Source organism: Maritalea porphyrae (assembly GCF_027213965.1).
Lineage (GTDB): Bacteria > Pseudomonadota > Alphaproteobacteria > Rhizobiales > Devosiaceae > Maritalea > Maritalea porphyrae_A.
In genome coordinates, this window is record NZ_JAPWGX010000003.1 from 414595 (window position 1) to 431003 (window position 16409).

29 protein-coding genes are annotated in these 16409 nt (G+C 48.8%); 27 read left to right on the top strand and 2 right to left on the bottom strand.

Features of this window, described 5'->3' with window-relative positions:
- The 27 genes from rplV to O4H47_RS11000 all read left to right on the top strand — a co-directional run bounded on the left by rplV (position 1) and on the right by O4H47_RS11000 (position 15585).
- Positions 1-381 (top strand): 50S ribosomal protein L22, encoded by a 381-nt coding sequence (gene rplV / locus O4H47_RS10870; protein WP_269394001.1) that lies wholly within the window; start codon positions 1-3, stop codon positions 379-381.
- Positions 381-1097 carry a 30S ribosomal protein S3 gene (gene rpsC / locus O4H47_RS10875; RefSeq protein ID WP_269394002.1) on the top strand — a complete coding sequence of 239 codons (717 nt, stop codon included), beginning with the start codon at positions 381-383 and terminating at the stop codon, positions 1095-1097. The genes rplV and rpsC overlap by 1 nt, the downstream gene beginning before the upstream one ends.
- Before the next feature lie 15 nt (positions 1098-1112).
- Positions 1113-1526 carry a 50S ribosomal protein L16 gene (gene rplP / locus O4H47_RS10880; RefSeq protein ID WP_269394003.1) on the top strand — a complete coding sequence of 138 codons (414 nt, stop codon included), beginning with the start codon at positions 1113-1115 and terminating at the stop codon, positions 1524-1526.
- A 12-nt stretch (positions 1527-1538) separates the two neighbouring features.
- Positions 1539-1736: a 50S ribosomal protein L29 gene (rpmC, locus tag O4H47_RS10885; RefSeq protein ID WP_269394004.1), complete on the top strand. Its 198-nt coding sequence runs from the start codon at positions 1539-1541 to the stop codon at positions 1734-1736.
- A 10-nt stretch (positions 1737-1746) separates the two neighbouring features.
- A complete protein-coding gene (rpsQ, locus tag O4H47_RS10890; protein ID WP_269394005.1) occupies positions 1747-1980 on the top strand; it encodes a 30S ribosomal protein S17 in 234 nt (77 codons plus the stop codon).
- Positions 1981-2057: 77 nt separating this feature from the next.
- The gene (gene rplN, locus O4H47_RS10895) at positions 2058-2426 is read left to right on the top strand and encodes a 50S ribosomal protein L14 (RefSeq protein ID WP_269394006.1); all 369 of its coding nucleotides are present in this window, start codon (positions 2058-2060) and stop codon (positions 2424-2426) included.
- A gap of 2 nt (positions 2427-2428) precedes the next feature.
- Positions 2429-2743 carry a 50S ribosomal protein L24 gene (gene rplX / locus O4H47_RS10900; RefSeq protein WP_269394007.1) on the top strand — a complete coding sequence of 105 codons (315 nt, stop codon included), beginning with the start codon at positions 2429-2431 and terminating at the stop codon, positions 2741-2743.
- Positions 2736-3296 carry a 50S ribosomal protein L5 gene (gene rplE, locus O4H47_RS10905; RefSeq protein ID WP_269394008.1) on the top strand — a complete coding sequence of 187 codons (561 nt, stop codon included), beginning with the start codon at positions 2736-2738 and terminating at the stop codon, positions 3294-3296. The genes rplX and rplE overlap by 8 nt, the downstream gene beginning before the upstream one ends.
- 31 nt (positions 3297-3327) lie before the next feature.
- On the top strand, positions 3328-3633 hold the full coding sequence (gene rpsN / locus O4H47_RS10910; protein ID WP_269394009.1) for a 30S ribosomal protein S14: 306 nt from the start codon (positions 3328-3330) through the stop codon (positions 3631-3633).
- A gap of 13 nt (positions 3634-3646) precedes the next feature.
- Positions 3647-4045, top strand: a complete 399-nt coding sequence (gene rpsH / locus O4H47_RS10915) for a 30S ribosomal protein S8 (RefSeq protein ID WP_269394010.1) — start codon at positions 3647-3649, stop codon at positions 4043-4045.
- Between the two features lie 57 nt (positions 4046-4102).
- Positions 4103-4636, top strand: a complete 534-nt coding sequence (gene rplF / locus O4H47_RS10920; protein WP_269394011.1) for a 50S ribosomal protein L6 — start codon at positions 4103-4105, stop codon at positions 4634-4636.
- 12 nt (positions 4637-4648) lie between these two features.
- Complete coding sequence (gene rplR, locus O4H47_RS10925) at positions 4649-5005, top strand: 50S ribosomal protein L18 (protein WP_269394012.1); 357 nt, start codon at positions 4649-4651, stop codon at positions 5003-5005.
- Positions 5006-5054: 49 nt separating this feature from the next.
- Positions 5055-5597 (top strand): 30S ribosomal protein S5, encoded by a 543-nt coding sequence (gene rpsE / locus O4H47_RS10930; protein ID WP_269394013.1) that lies wholly within the window; start codon positions 5055-5057, stop codon positions 5595-5597.
- 28 nt (positions 5598-5625) lie between these two features.
- The gene (gene rpmD, locus O4H47_RS10935; protein ID WP_269394014.1) at positions 5626-5814 is read left to right on the top strand and encodes a 50S ribosomal protein L30; all 189 of its coding nucleotides are present in this window, start codon (positions 5626-5628) and stop codon (positions 5812-5814) included.
- Between the two features lie 14 nt (positions 5815-5828).
- The gene (gene rplO / locus O4H47_RS10940; protein ID WP_269394015.1) at positions 5829-6296 is read left to right on the top strand and encodes a 50S ribosomal protein L15; all 468 of its coding nucleotides are present in this window, start codon (positions 5829-5831) and stop codon (positions 6294-6296) included.
- A 37-nt stretch (positions 6297-6333) separates the two neighbouring features.
- Positions 6334-7671 carry a preprotein translocase subunit SecY gene (secY, locus tag O4H47_RS10945; protein WP_269394016.1) on the top strand — a complete coding sequence of 446 codons (1338 nt, stop codon included), beginning with the start codon at positions 6334-6336 and terminating at the stop codon, positions 7669-7671.
- Positions 7668-8237, top strand: a complete 570-nt coding sequence (locus tag O4H47_RS10950) for an adenylate kinase (protein WP_269394017.1) — start codon at positions 7668-7670, stop codon at positions 8235-8237. The genes secY and O4H47_RS10950 overlap by 4 nt, the downstream gene beginning before the upstream one ends.
- Before the next feature lie 198 nt (positions 8238-8435).
- On the top strand, positions 8436-8804 hold the full coding sequence (rpsM, locus tag O4H47_RS10955) for a 30S ribosomal protein S13 (RefSeq protein ID WP_269394018.1): 369 nt from the start codon (positions 8436-8438) through the stop codon (positions 8802-8804).
- An 89-nt stretch (positions 8805-8893) separates the two neighbouring features.
- Positions 8894-9280, top strand: coding sequence for a 30S ribosomal protein S11 (gene rpsK, locus O4H47_RS10960; RefSeq protein WP_269394019.1), 387 nt, complete (start codon positions 8894-8896; stop codon positions 9278-9280).
- Positions 9281-9381: 101 nt separating this feature from the next.
- Positions 9382-10398: a DNA-directed RNA polymerase subunit alpha gene (locus O4H47_RS10965; protein ID WP_269394020.1), complete on the top strand. Its 1017-nt coding sequence runs from the start codon at positions 9382-9384 to the stop codon at positions 10396-10398.
- 39 nt (positions 10399-10437) lie between these two features.
- Positions 10438-10863: a 50S ribosomal protein L17 gene (rplQ, locus tag O4H47_RS10970; RefSeq protein ID WP_269394021.1), complete on the top strand. Its 426-nt coding sequence runs from the start codon at positions 10438-10440 to the stop codon at positions 10861-10863.
- Positions 10864-11032: 169 nt separating this feature from the next.
- Positions 11033-12364, top strand: a complete 1332-nt coding sequence (locus O4H47_RS10975) for a replication-associated recombination protein A (RefSeq protein WP_269394022.1) — start codon at positions 11033-11035, stop codon at positions 12362-12364.
- Positions 12365-12381: 17 nt separating this feature from the next.
- Positions 12382-12762 (top strand): fluoride efflux transporter CrcB, encoded by a 381-nt coding sequence (gene crcB, locus O4H47_RS10980; protein ID WP_269394023.1) that lies wholly within the window; start codon positions 12382-12384, stop codon positions 12760-12762.
- Complete coding sequence (locus O4H47_RS10985; RefSeq protein ID WP_269394024.1) at positions 12759-13757, top strand: RluA family pseudouridine synthase; 999 nt, start codon at positions 12759-12761, stop codon at positions 13755-13757. The genes crcB and O4H47_RS10985 overlap by 4 nt, the downstream gene beginning before the upstream one ends.
- A 3-nt stretch (positions 13758-13760) precedes the next feature.
- A complete protein-coding gene (locus O4H47_RS10990) occupies positions 13761-14135 on the top strand; it encodes a DUF1801 domain-containing protein (protein WP_269394025.1) in 375 nt (124 codons plus the stop codon).
- Positions 14135-14797, top strand: a complete 663-nt coding sequence (locus tag O4H47_RS10995; protein ID WP_269394026.1) for an HAD-IA family hydrolase — start codon at positions 14135-14137, stop codon at positions 14795-14797. Before O4H47_RS10990 ends, O4H47_RS10995 begins: the two co-directional genes overlap by 1 nt.
- A gap of 5 nt (positions 14798-14802) precedes the next feature.
- Positions 14803-15585 (top strand): ATP12 family chaperone protein, encoded by a 783-nt coding sequence (locus O4H47_RS11000; protein ID WP_269394027.1) that lies wholly within the window; start codon positions 14803-14805, stop codon positions 15583-15585.
- Here the strand turns inward: O4H47_RS11000 and folK are convergent.
- Positions 15582-16019 (bottom strand): 2-amino-4-hydroxy-6-hydroxymethyldihydropteridine diphosphokinase, encoded by a 438-nt coding sequence (gene folK / locus O4H47_RS11005; protein WP_269394028.1) that lies wholly within the window; start codon positions 16017-16019, stop codon positions 15582-15584. The genes O4H47_RS11000 and folK overlap by 4 nt on opposite strands.
- Positions 16019-16408, bottom strand: coding sequence for a dihydroneopterin aldolase (gene folB, locus O4H47_RS11010; protein ID WP_269394029.1), 390 nt, complete (start codon positions 16406-16408; stop codon positions 16019-16021). The genes folK and folB overlap by 1 nt, the downstream gene beginning before the upstream one ends.
- Position 16409: the final 1 nt, after the last annotated feature.

Below are 16409 nucleotides of genomic sequence, written 5' to 3' on the forward strand. Positions count from 1 at the left end.
ATGGGTAAGGCAAAGCGAGAACGTTCGCTGAAAGACAACGAGGCACGGGCAGTGCTGCGCCAAGTGCGCACCAGCCCTCAAAAGTTGAATCTTGTTGCAACAACTATCCGCGGTAAGAAAGTCGAAAAAGCTTTGGCTGATTTGAGCTTCTCTCCTAAGCGGATTGCAAAAGACGTAAAGAAAACATTGGAAAGCGCTATTGCCAATGCTGAAAACAATCACGGTCTGGATACAGATGCGTTGATCGTTGCTGAAGCATTTGTTGGCAAATCGCTTGTGATGAAACGTTTTCGTCCACGTGCACGTGGTCGTGTAGGAAAGATTTTGAAACCTTTCTCACACTTGACAATCGTTGTGCGTGAAGTTGAGGAGGCTGCATAATGGGCCATAAGATCAATCCAATTGGTTTCCGTCTTGGCGTAAACCGCACTTGGGACAGCCGCTGGTACGCCAACAAAGGCGAATTCGGCACGTTGTTGCAGGAAGATCTTAAGATCCGCAAAATGCTTGAGAAAACTCTTAAGCAAGCTGCAGTTTCTAAGATTGTTATCGAGCGTCCACACCGGAAATGTCGTGTGTCTATTCACACAGCACGTCCTGGTATCGTGATCGGTAAAAAAGGCGCTGACATCGAAAAACTTCGTGCAAAAGTGCGTAAGTTTACAGATTCAGAAGTGCACTTGAACATTGTTGAAGTTCGCAAGCCTGAAACAGATGCAACTTTGGTTGCGCAAGGTATTGCACAGCAACTAGAGCGTCGGGTTTCTTTCCGCCGCGCTATGAAGCGTGCCGTACAAACAGCAATGCGCATGGGCGCTCAAGGCATTCGTGTGAATGTTGCGGGTCGTTTGGGCGGTGCTGATATTGCGCGGACTGAATGGTACCGTGAGGGCCGGGTGCCGTTGCACACTCTGCGTGCTGATATTGATTATGGCACAGCAGAAGGTGAAACAACTTTCGGCATTATCGGTGTAAAAGTTTGGGTCTTTAAAGGCGAAATCCTTGAACACGATCCAATGGCACATGAACGTCGCGCTACAGAAGGCTCAGGTGATAAGAAACCTCAGCGTCAGCAGCGCCGTCAGAACGCCGGTTAAGGAGCATATTGAAAAATGTTGCAACCTAAACGCACCAAATTCCGCAAAATGCATAAAGGCCGTATTCGCGGTGTTGCAAAAGGCGGTAGCGCTTTGAACTTTGGGTCTCATGGCCTAAAAGCACAAGAGCCAGAACGCGTGACGTCTCGTCAAATCGAGGCTGCTCGTCGTGCAATGACCCGTCACATGAAACGTGCGGGCCGTGTATGGATCCGAATCTTCCCTGATGTTCCAGTAAGCGCGAAGCCTACTGAAGTTCGGATGGGTAAAGGTAAAGGTTCAGTAGATTATTGGGCCGCTCGGGTTAAACCTGGCCGGGTGATGTTTGAGATCGACGGTGTGTCGGACGAAGTTGCACGTGAGGCATTGCGCCTTGCAGCAATGAAATTGCCGATCAAGACACGTGTTGTTACACGTATCGCCGACTAAGGGATCGAAGAAATGAATGCGAATGATGTGCGGGCTAAAACCGCAGATGAGCTGAAGCAAGAATTGCTAGACCTTAAGAAAGAGCAGTTTAACCTGCGCTTTCAAGGTGCAACGCAACAGCTTGAAAACACCGCGCGAGTTCGGCAAGTACGCCGCGACGTTGCACGGGTGAAAACAATCCTGCGCGAAAAAAGCGTAGCAGGCGAGTAGGAGCGGCTTGATGCCAAAGCGTATATTGCAAGGGACTGTGGTCTCTGACAAGAACGATAAAACGATTGTTGTGCGCGTCGAACGTCGCTTCACACACCCGCTTTTGAAAAAAGTGGTACGTCGTTCTAAGAAATATCAGGCTCACGACGAAGCGAACGTTGCCAAAACTGGCGATATCGTTCAAATCGAAGAATGTGCGCCGATTTCGAAGAATAAAAGATGGACCGTTGTACAAGCTTCATAATTGAAGTATTGAACTCCGGATTTGGATTTAAGTAGAGGTTGGCATAAACCAACCGACAATTAAGAAGGCTACCAGTCATGATTCAGATGCAGACGAATCTCGATGTCGCGGATAACTCCGGTGCACGTCGTGTTATGTGCATCAAGGTGCTGGGCGGCTCTAAGCGTAAATACGCTTCTGTTGGAGACATGATTGTTGTTTCCGTTAAAGAAGCTATTCCGCGTGGCCGTGTTAAAAAGGGACAAGTTATGCGTGCAGTAGTTGTGCGCACAGCTAAAGACATCCGTCGTCCTGATGGTACCACGATCCGTTTTGACCGCAACGCAGCGGTTTTGGTGAACACTAGTGAAGAGCCAATCGGCACACGTATCTTTGGCCCAGTTCCTCGTGAACTGCGTTCAAAGAATCACATGAAGATTGTTTCGCTTGCGCCGGAGGTGCTCTAGCAATGGCTGCGAAAATTAAAAAGGGTGACAAGGTTATTGTCCTCACAGGTCGCGATAAGGGTAAAACCGGCGACGTGTTGAACATCAACCCAGCCGATAAACGCGCTGTTGTTCAAGGTGTAAACCTTGTTAAGCGTCATACTCGTGCGACCCAGACCGAAGAGGGCGGCATCTTCACGAAAGAAGCGCCTATTCATTTGTCAAACATTGCGCTCGTTGATCCAAAAGAAAACAAAGCAACTCGTGTTGGTTTTGTTGTTAAGGACGGCGAAAAGAAACGCGTTGCGAAACGTTCGGGAGAAGTGATCGATGGCTGAGAACTACGTCCCACGCCTACGCACACACTATGACGATGTCTTGCGTGCAGCGTTGACAGAGCAATTCAATTACAAAAACCCAATGCAGGTGCCTAAACTCGAGAAAATCGTGTTGAACATGGGTGTTGGCGAAGCGGTTAATGACAGCAAAAAAGTCAAGTCAGCTGCTGCTGATTTGGAAGCAATTGCTGGTCAAAAAGTTGTAATTACATACGCAAAGAAATCTATTGCGGGCTTTAAAGTTCGTGAAGAGATGCCTTTGGGTTGTAAGGTTACACTTCGTAAGACGCAGATGTATGAATTCATGGACCGTTTGGTAAACATTGCTTTGCCTCGTGTACGTGACTTCCGTGGCTTGAACGAAAAAAGCTTTGACGGTCGTGGCAATTTTGCTATGGGCATCAAGGAACATATCGTTTTCCCTGAAATCAATTACGACCAAGTCGACCAAATTTGGGGCCTTGACGTTATTGTGTGTACGACTGCAAACACAAATGAAGAAGCGTTGGCGCTTCTTAAAGGCTTTAACTTCCCGTTTGGGCAAACAGCCTAACACGTGACAGTCGGATAAGGACGAGAGAAGAATGGCAAAGAAAAGCGCCGTAGAGAACAATGAGAAAAAACGCAAAATGATTGCACGTGATGCAAGCAAACGCGCGGCTCTCAAAGCGATCGTTAAGGACGCCTCAATTCCACTTGAAGAGCGGTTTCAGGCCCAGCTTAAGCTGGCAGCCTTGCCTCGTAACGGTGCAGCAACTCGTTTGCGCAACCGTTGTGAAGTAACCGGTCGCCCACGTGGGTATTATCGTAAGCTCAAAATGTCACGTATTGCATTACGCGATTTGGGCAATAAGGGAAAAATCCCTGGCCTCGTGAAATCGAGCTGGTAAGGAGAATTAAGCGATGAGTTTTACTGATCCGCTTGGTGATATGTTGACACGTATCCGGAATGCGCAAATGCGCAACCGGACAAGTGTCAAAACACCTGCATCTAAATTGCGGGCTCGTGTGTTGGATGTTTTGAAGTCTGAAGGCTTTATTCGCGGCTACACTGTTTCAGAAATTGAAAACGGTATCGCGGAAATCGACGTTGAGTTGAAATATCTTGACGACGTGCCTGTCATTCGCGAAATCCAGCGTGTTTCTAAGCCTGGACGCCGTGTTTACGCTTCTGTGAAAAATATCCCACAGGTTGCGAACGGTTTGGGCGTTTCGATCGTCTCTACACCTAAGGGTGTTATGGCTGATCATGAAGCACGTACGAATAATGTTGGTGGGGAAGTGTTGTGCCGCGTATTCTAATACGTTCACAATTATCCTCTTTAAAAGCTACGGTTTGATCCGAGAAGGCAAAAGAAAATGTCTCGTATTGGCAAGAAACCAGTCGCCCCAGTTGATGGTGTGACGGTCACAATCGAAGGCCAGACGATTAAGGCAAAAGGCCCAAAAGGCGAATTGTCTGTCGATCTGGTGGATCTGGTGACTGTTGAAATGACCGACGAAGGCGTCAAGGTCACCCCTGTGAACGAAACAAAAGCTGCTCGTTCTGCATGGGGAATGTCACGCACATTGGTACAGAATATTGTATCCGGTGTGAAAGAAGGGTTCCAAAAGAAGCTGCTAATCAACGGTGTTGGTTATCGTGCGCAAATGCAAGGTTCAGACCTTAAATTGGCGCTAGGCTTTTCACATGACGTGATTTTCAAAGCTCCAGAGGGCATTGAACTTCAGGCGCCGGCGGCGACTGAGATCGTTGTTTCTGGAATTGATAAGCAAGTTGTTGGGCAAGTTGCCGCAAACATTCGTGAATTCCGGCCACCGGAGCCTTACAAAGGCAAAGGTATCCGTTATGAAGACGAATATATCTTCCGCAAAGAAGGTAAGAAGAAGTAAGGACGCGAAAACATGGCGAACCGCAGCCAATCTAAGGACCGCCGTAAGGCGAGGGTACGTCGCGCAGTTAAAGTGCGCGCTAATGGGCGTCCTCGTTTGTCGGTATTCCGGTCTGAGAAGAACATTTATGCTCAGGTTATTGACGACACAACAGGCCGCACGGTTGCAGCTGCTTCAACTTTGGACAGTGATGTCAAAGTTGAAAAAGGCTCTAACCAATCTGCTGCAACTGAAGTGGGCAAGTTGCTCGCTGCACGTGCAGTAAAAGCCGGCGTTGAAGACGTTGTATTTGACCGTGGTGCATACCTTTATCATGGCCGCGTGAAAGCTTTGGCAGAAGCTGCACGCGAAGGTGGTCTACGCTTCTAATGATGGCGTCGACTGTATTGAAAACAATTGAGAAGAATTGGTTGAAACGATGAGAGACAATCAAGAGCGCGATAGCGAATTTGTTGATCGCCTGGTCCACATCAATCGCGTAGCGAAAGTGGTAAAGGGCGGCCGTCGTTTCGGCTTTGCTGCACTTGTTGTGGTTGGTGATCAAAAGGGCCGCGTTGGCTTTGGTCACGGTAAGGCACGCGAAGTGCCTGAAGCGATCCGTAAAGCAACAGAGCAAGCTAAACGTCAAATGATCCGTGTTCCACTGCGTGAAGCACGTACATTGCACCACGATGTAAATGGTCGCCACGGCGCCGGTAAAGTTCTGCTTCGTGCAGCACCTGCTGGTACTGGTATTATTGCTGGTGGTCCTATGCGTGCGGTTTTTGAAACTTTGGGTATTTCCGACATTGTTGCGAAATCACAAGGTTCAGCGAACCCATACAACATGGTGCGTGCTACCTTTGATGCTTTGAAGAACCTAGAAAGCCCACGTTCAGTTGCTGCACGTCGTGGTTTGAAAGTTTCTGACATCCAAGGTCGCCGTCGCGAAACAGACGTTGGCGAAACAGCAAGCGCTTAGTTTTAAGCGTTTGAACTGGAGTTGAGACATGGCTGATAAAACAGTAACAGTAGAGCAGGTCGGTAGCCCGATCCGCCGCACTCAAGATCAACGTGCTACGCTTGTTGGTCTTGGTTTGAACAAGATGCATCGTCGTAAAACACTGGAAGATACTCCAGCTGTTCGCGGGATGATCAAAAAAGTTTCCCACCTCGTTCGCGTTGTCGACGAGAAGTAATCAAAGGGTTTGTCATGCGACTGAATGAGTTGGCCGACAATCAAGGCTCGTCAAAAAACCGTACACGTATTGGTCGTGGTATTGGTTCTGGCAAAGGCAAAACAGGTGGACGCGGTGTTAAGGGTCAAAAGTCACGCTCAGGTGTGTCTGTAAATGGCTTCCGTGGTGAACAAACCAACCTGATCCAGCAAATGCCTAAGCGCGGATTTAACAATCCGTTTGCGAAAAAGTTTAATGCTGTGCGTTTGGATCGTATTCAATCAGCAATCGATGCTGGTCGCTTGGATGCAAAAGGCGTAATTGATGTTGCGGCACTTGTTGGAGCGGGCGTTATTCGTCGTGCAAAAGACGGTGTTCGTTTGATCAATGGCGGCGAATTCACTTCGAAAAAAGTGACATTCAAGGTTGATCACGTATCTAAGGGCGCTTTGGCGGCCGTTGAAGCTGCTGGTGGTAAAGTAGACCTTCCTGCAGCTGAATAATAACGAACATTTTTCCTTGAGTTAAGGACTGAGCTATATGGCTTCGGCAGCAGAACAACTTGCCCGGAACTTAAATTTTTCGACCTTTGCCAAGGCAAAAGATCTTCAACAGCGCATCTGGTTTACCCTAGGTGCGCTTTTGGTCTATCGGCTCGGCACATACATTCCTATTCCGGGGATCGACGGCAACGCATTTGCAGCGACATTCGATCGCGCGCAAACGGGCATTTTTGGCATGTTCAACATGTTTGCTGGCGGCGCAGTTGAGCGGATGGCGATTTTTGCCCTCAACCTAATTCCCTACATTACAGCTTCAATCGTTATCCAGGTGATGACGACTGCTTCTCCAACGCTTGAGGCCTTGAAGAAGGAAGGTGAGTCTGGTCGCCGCAAGATCAACCAATATACCCGCTATTTGGCGGTTATTTTCTGTGCGTTGCAAGCTTACGGCATTGCTGTCGGTCTTGAAGCGAGTGATGGGGTTGTTTCCAATCCTGGTTGGTTTTTCCGCATTTCGACCGTTGTAACCCTTGTTGGGGGAACAATGTTCTTGATGTGGCTCGGTGAGCAAGTGACGTCACGCGGCGTTGGCAACGGGATCTCGTTGATCATTTTCGCCGGGATTGTTGCGACATTGCCTGCAGCTATTGCGCAGACATTGGAGTTGAGCCGTACCGGGGCATTGCCGACCATTGGTGTTGTCGCATTGCTGGTATTGGCCATCGTAGTGATTGCGATCATCGTGTTCTTTGAACGTGCGCAACGAAAACTGCTCGTGCAGTATCCGAAGCGACAAGTTGGCAATAAGATGTTCCAGGGCGATACATCTCACTTGCCATTGAAGCTCAATACGGCTGGTGTTATTCCTGTGATCTTTGCATCTTCATTGCTTTTGTTGCCAGCGACTATGGCGTCGTTTGCAGCTCAAGGTGATGCACCGGGGTGGCTTACAACTGTTGCGGCCGTGCTTGGACGTGGGCAACCGGTTTACCTTGCAATTTTTGCTTCGTTGATCTTTTTCTTCGCGTTCTACTATACATCTATCGTGTTTAACCCGACTGAAACGGCTGACAATTTGAAAAAGTCAGGCGGATTCATTCCCGGCATCCGGCCCGGTGAGCGCACAGCCCAGCATATCGATTATGTGTTGACGCGAATTACGATAGTTGGTGCGATCTATTTGACACTTGTTGCTTTGATTCCCGAAGTGCTCGTTTCACAGTTGAACGTTTCAGCGTTCTTGGGTGGAACTTCGCTGCTGATTATGGTCACGGTGACACTCGATACGATTTCACAGGTCCAGTCGCATTTGATTGCGCAACAATATGAAGGCCTCGTGAAAAAATCACGTTTGGGAGGACGGCGCAAAAAATGAGATTGATTCTTTTAGGACCACCGGGAGCAGGCAAGGGCACCCAGGCTCAATTTTTGATTGAGAAGTTTGGCATTCCCCAACTTTCAACCGGCGATATGTTGCGAGCGGCGATTGCTGCTGAGACTGCACTTGGACTTGAGGTCAAAGACATTATTGCCCGTGGTGATCTTGTTCCTGACGAAGTCGTAGTTGGCATCATCTCAGATCGCTTGGACGAAGCGGACTGTGCGAATGGGTTTATCCTTGATGGTTTCCCTCGTACAACTGCGCAAGCAGAGGCGCTTGAAGAATTGCTCCAGGACAAAGGCATCAGTCTTGATGCTGTAGTTGAGATTAAGGCAGACGCAGATACCCTTGTCGGGCGTATTCTGACACGTGCGGCCGAGTCTGGTGGTGCACGTGAAGACGATAACGAAGAAGTTCTTCGCAATCGCTTGGACGTCTATCATGAGTTGACCGCTCCGCTTGTTGATTTTTATTCGGCCAAGAGCCTCGTTAAAAGCGTTGACGGCATGGCGGGAATCGAAGAAGTCACTAAGGCAATATTGGCGGCTTTGGACGCCTAAGAAATATCAGGTTTATCCTTTGTCAACCTAACGGTTGACTTTGGACTGGAAACTCGGTTATGAACCGCGCTTAGTTATACGCATTGGTGCGACTGGGCTCGGTTTCTTGAAAAATTTGCAAGAGATCGAATGCCGGTCTGTTGCTGTTGTGTGGACGCAGATCATGGTGATCTGCATTGAATTAAGGAGATCAGCAACGTGGCTCGTATTGCTGGCGTAAATATCCCAACGAATAAACGTGTAGAAATTGCACTTCAGTATATTCATGGGATCGGTGCTAAACACGCATCAGAGATTTGCGAAAAAGTAGGTATTCCTGCTGAACGTCGTGTTATGGAATTGTCTGACGCAGAAGTCATTCAAGTTCGTGAAACAATTGACCGTGACTACATCGTTGAAGGTGACCTTCGACGTTCAGTTGCTATGAACATCAAACGTTTGATGGACATGGGTAACTACCGTGGTCTTCGTCATCGTCGTGGTTTGCCTGTGCGTGGTCAAAATACGCACAATAACGCTCGGACTCGCAAGGGCCCAGCGAAAGCAATCGCAGGTAAGAAGAAGTAATTTTGGTGCCCCGAATGGTTGGGGCACTGTGTATTTCGGTGGAGCTACCGTCTGAGAACGGTGGTGATGAGATCGCATAAGGAAAAAGCATGGCTAAAGAAGCACGCGTTAAGCGTCGCGAGCGTAAAAACATCACATCTGGTGTTGCGCACGTAAACTCAACATTCAACAACACAATGATCACGATCACTGATGTACAGGGCAACGCGATTGCTTGGTCATCAGCCGGTACAATGGGTTTTAAAGGCTCTCGTAAGTCTACTCCATATGCCGCACAGGTTGCTGCTGAAGATGCTGCGAAAAAAGCGCAAGAGCACAACATGAAGACATTGGAAGTTGAAGTTTGTGGTCCAGGTTCTGGCCGCGAATCAGCTTTGCGCGCTTTGCAAGCTGCTGGATTTACAGTCACAAGCATCCGCGATGTGACTTCAATTCCACATAACGGATGTCGTCCACGCAAACGTCGTCGCGTTTAATTCACTTTACCGTTCGTTCGGCCAAACGGGCGGGTGTGGAATTTTACATTTCATGCGGCTATCGGCGGATAGTCCGCATTATTGAAAGGGTGTAAACTATAATGATCCAGAAAAACTGGCAGGAACTGATTAAGCCGACAAAACTGGACATTGTACCGGGAAATGATCCGGCACGGGTAGCTTCAGTTGTCGCCGAACCGCTAGAGCGCGGTTATGGTTTGACATTGGGCAACGCGTTGCGTCGGGTATTGTTGTCTTCATTGCAAGGGGCTGCGGTTACCGCAATCCAAATTGACGGCGTTCTGCACGAATTTTCTTCTGTGCCTGGCGTTCGTGAAGATGTCACCGATATGGTGCTCAACGTAAAAGAGATTTCAGTTCGCATGGAAGAAGAGGGGCCTAAGCGTCTCACTTTGTCTAAAAAGGGTCCGGGCGCTGTCTTGGCCAGCGACATTGAAGTTTCTGGCGATATCGAAATTCTGAACCCAGAATTGGTTCTTTGTCACCTTGATGATGGTGCTGAGATCAATATGGAATTCACAGTTGAGACTGGTAAGGGCTATGTGCCTGCTGATCGCAACCGTCCTGAAGATGCGCCAATTGGCTTTGTATCTGTGGATGCGTTGTTTTCACCAATTAAGCGCGTGTCTTATAAAGTGGAGAACACCCGTGAGGGCCAAGTTCTTGACTATGACAAGCTTAATTTGACAGTTGAGACTGATGGTTCAATTACCCCTGAAGATGCTGTGGCATTTGCTGCACGTATCTTGCAAGACCAATTGAATGTGTTCGTGAACTTTGAAGAGCCTGAGAAGGAAGTGGTTGAAGATGCAACGCCTGAGCTTGCATTTAATCCTGCGCTTCTCAAGAAAGTTGATGAGCTTGAATTGTCTGTTCGTTCTGCAAACTGCCTGAAGAACGACAACATCGTGTACATTGGTGATTTGATCCAAAAGTCGGAAGCGGAAATGTTGCGCACCCCGAACTTTGGCCGTAAATCACTAAATGAAATTAAAGAAGTTCTGGCGCAAATGGGCCTGCATCTTGGTATGGATGTAGCCAACTGGCCGCCTGAAAACATTGAAGATCTCGCGAAGCGTTTTGAAGATCACTATTGATCTTTTTCGCTTAACGCATTGAGTTGACAGGAGAATAGAATGCGCCACCGTAAAGCCGGTCGCAAGTTGAACCGTACTGCAAGCCATCGTAAAGCGATGTTTGCAAATATGGCCGCTGCGCTAATTAAGCACGAGCAGATTGTTACAACTGTTCCAAAAGCAAAAGACCTACGTCCAATCGTTGAAAAGTTGGTGACACTTGCGAAGAAGGGTGATCTTCACTCTCGTCGTATTGCCGCTTCTCGTATTGGTGATGAGACGCAAGCAAAGAAATTGTTTGATGTTTTGGGTCCACGTTACCAAGACCGTCAAGGCGGTTACACACGTGTGCTTAAAGCGGGTTTCCGCTATGGCGACAACGCACCAATCGCAGTGATTGAGTTTGTTGACCGCGATATCACAGCAAAAGGCAAAGATTCTGGCCCAACTGCTGAGCGTCAAGACCAAGCAGAAGAAGCAGCGTAAGCTACTTTATATCTGGTATGAATTAGGGCGTCCTTCGGGGCGCCTTTTTTTTGGCTCATTAAAGAAGGCAGCTTGACGGTATTCCGAACTGTTTATCATTGCCTGAGTGGTTGGCGACCAGATGGTCCGCATGTTATTTAGGGTTACAATAGCTTTGTAAGCGAGTGAAATGACCGACCTTTTTATTGAAGACTTATCCAACGCGCCTGATGAAGATCGGCCTCTGGCTGATCTATTGCGTCCCCAATCTTTGGCTGACGTGGTTGGGCAAGATCATTTGGTGGGTGAAGAAGGCGTTTTGACCCGGATGATAAAGTCCGGGCGGTTGGGTTCTTTGGTATTTTGGGGGCCGCCGGGGTCTGGCAAAACAACTGTTGCCCGTCTGTTGGCGCAGAATGTCGACTATCGCTTTCATCAGATTTCTGCGATTTTTTCCGGTGTTGCTGACCTCAAGAAGGTTTTTGAGCAGGCGCGGGATTTAAAACGGTCTGGCAAGCGAACCTTGTTGTTTGTGGATGAAATCCACCGGTTTAACAGAGCGCAGCAGGACAGTTTTTTGCCAGTGATGGAGGATGGCACGTTAGTTTTGGTTGGCGCGACAACGGAAAACCCATCGTTTGAGTTGAATTCAGCTTTATTGTCTCGGGCCCAAGTGCTTACTTTTAAAGCCCACGACGATGAGGCCGCAGAACAATTGCTGCGCCGCGCAGAAGAGCATGTGGGGCGCACATTGCTGCTGAGTGAGGACGCACGAATTTCATTGGCTGAAATGGCGGATGGTGATGGCCGAGCTTTGTTGGGATTGGTCGAAGAGATCTTTGCAGCCACTGTTGATGGCGATGAGTTGGACAGGGAGGGGCTCGAGCGGATCGTTCAGCGCCGGGCGCCAGTTTATGACAAAGGACAGGACGGGCATTACAACCTTATTTCTGCGCTGCACAAGACCATTCGTGGATCTGACCCTGATGCGGCGCTTTATTATTTGACGCGCATGCTGGTTTCTGGGGAAGATCCAATGTTTTTGGCGCGTCGGTTGATCCGCATGGCGGTGGAAGATATTGGCCTAGCTGATCCACTTGCCCTGCCACAATGTGTGGCAGCACGGGATGCTTATCAAATGCTTGGCTCGCCAGAAGGGGAATTGGCATTGGCGCAGGCAGCCGTTTATTTGGCAACGGCGCCAAAATCTAACGCTGTTTACACTGCCTACAATCAGGCCACGGCATTTGCCAAAAAAACTGGTTCGCCCATGCCACCAAAAAGCATATTGAATGCGCCGACCAAATTGATGAAAAATGAGGGATACAACAAGGGGTATATTTATGATCACGACACCCCTGAAGGCTTTTCTGGGCAAGACTATTTCCCCGATGATTTAGGGCGACAAGAGTTCTATCATCCTGTAGAACGCGGGTTCGAGCGGGACGTGCAAAAGCGAATGGACTATTTCAAGCGCTTGCGTTTCAGCAAAACTGCAGGCAAAACGGGCCTGAGTGAATAAGTTAGAAAGACAGTTGAATGTCCTATTTGCTGGTCGGTTTGGGCGGTGCATTGGGTGCTATGGGGCGACATAGCGTTGGCCAGTTGGTAATGCGATTTGGACTAATTGGTTTTCCTTACGCCACGATGATCGTGAATGTAATTGGTTCATTCATCATTGGGGTTGTTATCGGGTATTTGGCCAAGACAACGCCTGAATGGGGCCAGTCAGTCCGGCTGTTTCTAGCGACCGGCTTTTGTGGTGGGTTCACAACATTTTCTGCATTTTCGTTAGATGCAATTGTTCTTTATGAGCGCGGTCAGGTGATGGCTGCTGCTGGTTATGTAGGTTTGTCTGTAGTGCTTTCGATTGCAGCATTGTTTGGCGCATTGGCGCTTATGAGAGGTTTGGCCCTATGAGTGGCGTACAACAACGAATAGTCACCGCAGAAGAAGAAGGCATGCGCCTTGATCGCTGGTTTTCTGTTCATTTCCCAGATTTGCCATTTTCACGCCTTCAACGGATTATCCGAAAGGGCGAAGTACGGATTGATAAGGGACGCGTGAAAGCGAACACTCGGCTTGCCAAAGGGCAAACCATTCGCGTTCCGCCGATCGGTGATTTGCCCGAAACTCACAAAGAGTATCAGCCGCGTGTTGTCGAAAAAGACGTGCAATTGTTGCGTGATATTACGCTTTATGAAGATGAGACCATTTTGGTGATCAACAAGCCGCATGGTCTTGCTGTGCAAGGCGGCAGCGGCACCAAGTATCACGTGGATAAATTGCTGGAGAGCATTCCGAACAAGAAGGGTGAAAAGCCACGGCTTGTGCACCGATTGGATCGTGATACGTCGGGTTGCTTGCTGATAGCGAAAACACGTCAAGCTGCCTCACATTTCGGCAAAGTGTTTCGTTCCCGTTCAGCTCGTAAGATATATTGGGCGGTAACAGCATATGTGCCCCATCCAAAACAAGGCAAGATTTCTTGTTTTGTCGCCCGTCAATCGACAGAAGATGGCGAGCAAATGCGTGTGGTTGGTAATGGCGTTGACGGGGCGCAGCACTCGTTGACCCATTATTCGGTTACAGAAGATGCCGGCGGTAAGTTTGCTTGGGTGACCCTAAAACCAGTGACCGGTCGCACACACCAGTTGCGTGTGCATATGCAGCAGATGGGAACACCGATTATTAATGACCCACGGTATTTTGATATCGAAAATTGGGAAAAGCCCGATGATTTGGGTGAGGGGCTTCATTTGCATGCCCGCCGACTGGCCATACCTTTGCCGAGCGGTAAACAGTTAGACATTACAGCGCCATTGCCACCTCATATGCAAAAGACGTTTGATATGTTCGGGTTTAACGTCAAATACTATGACCAAAATGAAGAAGACGCCTTAGACGAGGATTGATCTATGCCTGATCTTAGCCACTTTGATAAACTCGATGTGCCCATCAAAGAGATTGCGCATGCTGTTTATGATTTGGCGGCCGAGGTTGATCCCAATTTACACCGGATGAAGCGGTGGGGATTTCCAGGTTTTATTGCAAACTCCACAATCGTGACCGTTTGCGGACAGCCTAAGCACGTTAATCTGCAGTTCTTTTATGGGGCGCATCTGCCCAACCCACTCGGGTTGCTTGAAGGCACCGGAAAAGACTTACGGCATATCAAATTCAGGTCGATGCCGGACACCAAGCGTGAAGGTGTGCGTGAAGTCGTTATGGCTGCAATTGAATATGACAAAACATTGCGCGACGAAGGGTTGCGGGCGAGGGCTGAGAGTTAATGCGATTGGTGATTTTTGATGTCGACGGCACCATTGTCGACAGTGCTGCGCATATCGTGGAGAGCGCTCAATTTGTCTTTCACAAAAACAACCTGCCCAAACCAGCGGACGCAGACATTCGTGCAGGGATTGGGTTGAACCTAGATATTATTATGCTGAATTTGCTTGGCGACGACAATCAGGAGCTGGCGCTAAAACTTGAGCAAGACTATCGAGACTATTTCAATCATAAGATTGAACACGGCCTGATCAACGAACAGATTTATACAGGTGCTGCAGAGGCGATCGCGACACTTGGCGCTCAAGATGAGACATTTTTGGGCATCGCCACTGGCAAGCGTTTAAAAGGCGTGGAGCGCCTATTCAAAGAGCAAGGCTTCGGTCATCATTTCCATACGCTGCAAACGCCAGACAATAATCCCTCCAAGCCTAATCCGGGCATGGTTTTGACGGCGATGAGCGAAACTGGCGTTAAGGCTGCAAAAACGGTTATGATTGGCGACACGTCTTATGATATGGCGATGGCAAAGGCGGCTGGCGTAAAAGCGTTGGGCGTAAATTGGGGTTACCACGACCATACAACATTGCGCGAAAGCGGCGCGGATTTGGTGATAGATCACTATCATCAACTCATTGATGCAATTGATGAATTGACGGAGTAAGCACGATGCGTGAGATTTTGGAAGATGCAGAAGCCCATATTGAAGATGGATATGGCCGTGCGCAAAAACACCAAAAACAACAGTTGGCAAAGCGCTTTTATAAACAAGTGAGCGTTGGCGCTGTTGAAGGTGGTTTTGGGGTTCTGTTAGACGGGCGTTCAATCAAATCGCCGGGCAAAACGCTGGTGAAAGTGCCAAGCCAGCGGCTTGCGACATTGCTTGCAGCTGAATGGGATGCGCAGGAAAAAGAGATAGACCCTGCGACCATGCCGTTGACCCGTTTGGTCAATACAACGGTCGAAAAGGGTGAAGAAACGCTTGATGCAGTGAAGGCGGAGATTGTTAAATTCGCCGGGAACGACTTGCTAACTTACAGAGCGGACACGCCACAAGAACTAGTTGATCTGCAATCAAAACATTGGGGCGGGGCGCTTGATGCGTTCACCAGGCGCTATGATGTTTCGTTCAACGTCATTACAGGAGTGATCCACCAAGACCAACCTCCTGAAGTGCAAGCACGGGTTGGTGAGATTATTGCGCCTTATGGGGTGTTTGGTGCCTTTTGCACAATGTTGATCACGTCGATTACGGGGTCAGCAATTCTTTCAGTTGGTTTGGCCGAGGGCTTGTTTAGTGCCTCAGAAGTCTTAAAAATCGCCTATGTAGATGAAGACTATCAAGCTAGCCATTGGGGTGAAGATGCGGAGGCAATGCGTATGCGCGCCTTCAAACGACAAGACTTTGACGCAGCGGTAAAAGTGTTGGAACTGGTCGAAAGAGAACTCTAGGCGTTTGCCTGATTTCTGATCCACTCAACAACAGATGGTGCGATCTCTTCAAGCGGATCCATCACGAAAGCGCGTTCGTGGGCGTGGGGGTGTGGCACCGTAAGCCGCTCATTATTGATTCTGGATTGGCCAAAGGCAATCACATCTATGTCGATGAGGCGAGGGCCCCATTTTTCATCGCGCTTGCGGCCCATCGCTTGTTCAATCATCAAGCACGAATCGAGCAAGTCGATTGGGCCTAGAGCTGTTTCTACTTCAATGGCCATATTGAGAAATGGATCTTGGTCGGTTTTACCCCAAGGGTCCGTTTCGATGATGCGAGATTTGCGGGTGATGTGTACGTCAGGGTGAGCGTCTAGTCGGCGCAACGCCTCTAGTAATTGTGCACGAGGGCGGCCAATATTTGCTCCAAGTCCAAGCCAAGCTTTTCCCATTACTTTGTCTCCCGATCTCGAACCAATTCTATTGCGAATTCACCAGTTACAACGGGAATCGGTGCTTCTGGTTTGCGCACACGTACTCTGACCCATTCAATCGTCTCAAACGTGTCGAACAAGCCATCAATCAAATGCTGCCCAAGCGCTTCGATAAGCTTGAAACGTGTTTGGGTAACACGCTCGTTGACCAAGTTGAAAATCTGGTCGTATGAAATTGTGTCTTCCACATCGTCCGTTAGGCCCGGTTTGGACAGGTCCACACCGCACTCCAGATCAATGCGAAAACGCTGCCCGAGGGCATTTTCTTCCTGCATGACGCCGTGGTAGCCATAAAAAGCTAAGTCAGCGAGCACGATTTTGTCTTCAGTCCGATTTGTCTTTGGCATC

What these genes read in the sequence shown, in the direction of transcription:
- rplP (WP_269394003.1), top strand. Translation starts at nt 1,113, where the DNA reads ATGTTGCAACCTAAACGCACCAAATTCCGCAAAATGCATAAAGGCCGT.
- rplQ (WP_269394021.1), top strand. Translation starts at nt 10,438, where the DNA reads ATGCGCCACCGTAAAGCCGGTCGCAAGTTGAACCGTACTGCAAGCCAT.
- rplE (WP_269394008.1), top strand. Translation starts at nt 2,736, where the DNA reads ATGGCTGAGAACTACGTCCCACGCCTACGCACACACTATGACGATGTC.
- secY (WP_269394016.1), top strand. Translation starts at nt 6,334, where the DNA reads ATGGCTTCGGCAGCAGAACAACTTGCCCGGAACTTAAATTTTTCGACC.
- rpmC (WP_269394004.1), top strand. Translation starts at nt 1,539, where the DNA reads ATGAATGCGAATGATGTGCGGGCTAAAACCGCAGATGAGCTGAAGCAA.
- O4H47_RS10950 (WP_269394017.1), top strand. Translation starts at nt 7,668, where the DNA reads ATGAGATTGATTCTTTTAGGACCACCGGGAGCAGGCAAGGGCACCCAG.
- folB (WP_269394029.1), bottom strand. Translation starts at nt 16,408, where the DNA reads ATGCCAAAGACAAATCGGACTGAAGACAAAATCGTGCTCGCTGACTTA.
- O4H47_RS10995 (WP_269394026.1), top strand. Translation starts at nt 14,135, where the DNA reads ATGCGATTGGTGATTTTTGATGTCGACGGCACCATTGTCGACAGTGCT.
- rplR (WP_269394012.1), top strand. Translation starts at nt 4,649, where the DNA reads ATGGCGAACCGCAGCCAATCTAAGGACCGCCGTAAGGCGAGGGTACGT.
- O4H47_RS10990 (WP_269394025.1), top strand. Translation starts at nt 13,761, where the DNA reads ATGCCTGATCTTAGCCACTTTGATAAACTCGATGTGCCCATCAAAGAG.
- rpsC (WP_269394002.1), top strand. Translation starts at nt 381, where the DNA reads ATGGGCCATAAGATCAATCCAATTGGTTTCCGTCTTGGCGTAAACCGC.
- rpsQ (WP_269394005.1), top strand. Translation starts at nt 1,747, where the DNA reads ATGCCAAAGCGTATATTGCAAGGGACTGTGGTCTCTGACAAGAACGAT.
- O4H47_RS11000 (WP_269394027.1), top strand. Translation starts at nt 14,803, where the DNA reads ATGCGTGAGATTTTGGAAGATGCAGAAGCCCATATTGAAGATGGATAT.
- rpsE (WP_269394013.1), top strand. Translation starts at nt 5,055, where the DNA reads ATGAGAGACAATCAAGAGCGCGATAGCGAATTTGTTGATCGCCTGGTC.
- O4H47_RS10965 (WP_269394020.1), top strand. Translation starts at nt 9,382, where the DNA reads ATGATCCAGAAAAACTGGCAGGAACTGATTAAGCCGACAAAACTGGAC.
- rpsH (WP_269394010.1), top strand. Translation starts at nt 3,647, where the DNA reads ATGAGTTTTACTGATCCGCTTGGTGATATGTTGACACGTATCCGGAAT.
- rpmD (WP_269394014.1), top strand. Translation starts at nt 5,626, where the DNA reads ATGGCTGATAAAACAGTAACAGTAGAGCAGGTCGGTAGCCCGATCCGC.
- O4H47_RS10985 (WP_269394024.1), top strand. Translation starts at nt 12,759, where the DNA reads ATGAGTGGCGTACAACAACGAATAGTCACCGCAGAAGAAGAAGGCATG.
- rplN (WP_269394006.1), top strand. Translation starts at nt 2,058, where the DNA reads ATGATTCAGATGCAGACGAATCTCGATGTCGCGGATAACTCCGGTGCA.
- folK (WP_269394028.1), bottom strand. Translation starts at nt 16,019, where the DNA reads ATGGGAAAAGCTTGGCTTGGACTTGGAGCAAATATTGGCCGCCCTCGT.
- rplO (WP_269394015.1), top strand. Translation starts at nt 5,829, where the DNA reads ATGCGACTGAATGAGTTGGCCGACAATCAAGGCTCGTCAAAAAACCGT.
- rpsK (WP_269394019.1), top strand. Translation starts at nt 8,894, where the DNA reads ATGGCTAAAGAAGCACGCGTTAAGCGTCGCGAGCGTAAAAACATCACA.
- O4H47_RS10975 (WP_269394022.1), top strand. Translation starts at nt 11,033, where the DNA reads ATGACCGACCTTTTTATTGAAGACTTATCCAACGCGCCTGATGAAGAT.
- rplV (WP_269394001.1), top strand. Translation starts at nt 1, where the DNA reads ATGGGTAAGGCAAAGCGAGAACGTTCGCTGAAAGACAACGAGGCACGG.
- rplX (WP_269394007.1), top strand. Translation starts at nt 2,429, where the DNA reads ATGGCTGCGAAAATTAAAAAGGGTGACAAGGTTATTGTCCTCACAGGT.
- crcB (WP_269394023.1), top strand. Translation starts at nt 12,382, where the DNA reads ATGTCCTATTTGCTGGTCGGTTTGGGCGGTGCATTGGGTGCTATGGGG.
- rplF (WP_269394011.1), top strand. Translation starts at nt 4,103, where the DNA reads ATGTCTCGTATTGGCAAGAAACCAGTCGCCCCAGTTGATGGTGTGACG.
- rpsN (WP_269394009.1), top strand. Translation starts at nt 3,328, where the DNA reads ATGGCAAAGAAAAGCGCCGTAGAGAACAATGAGAAAAAACGCAAAATG.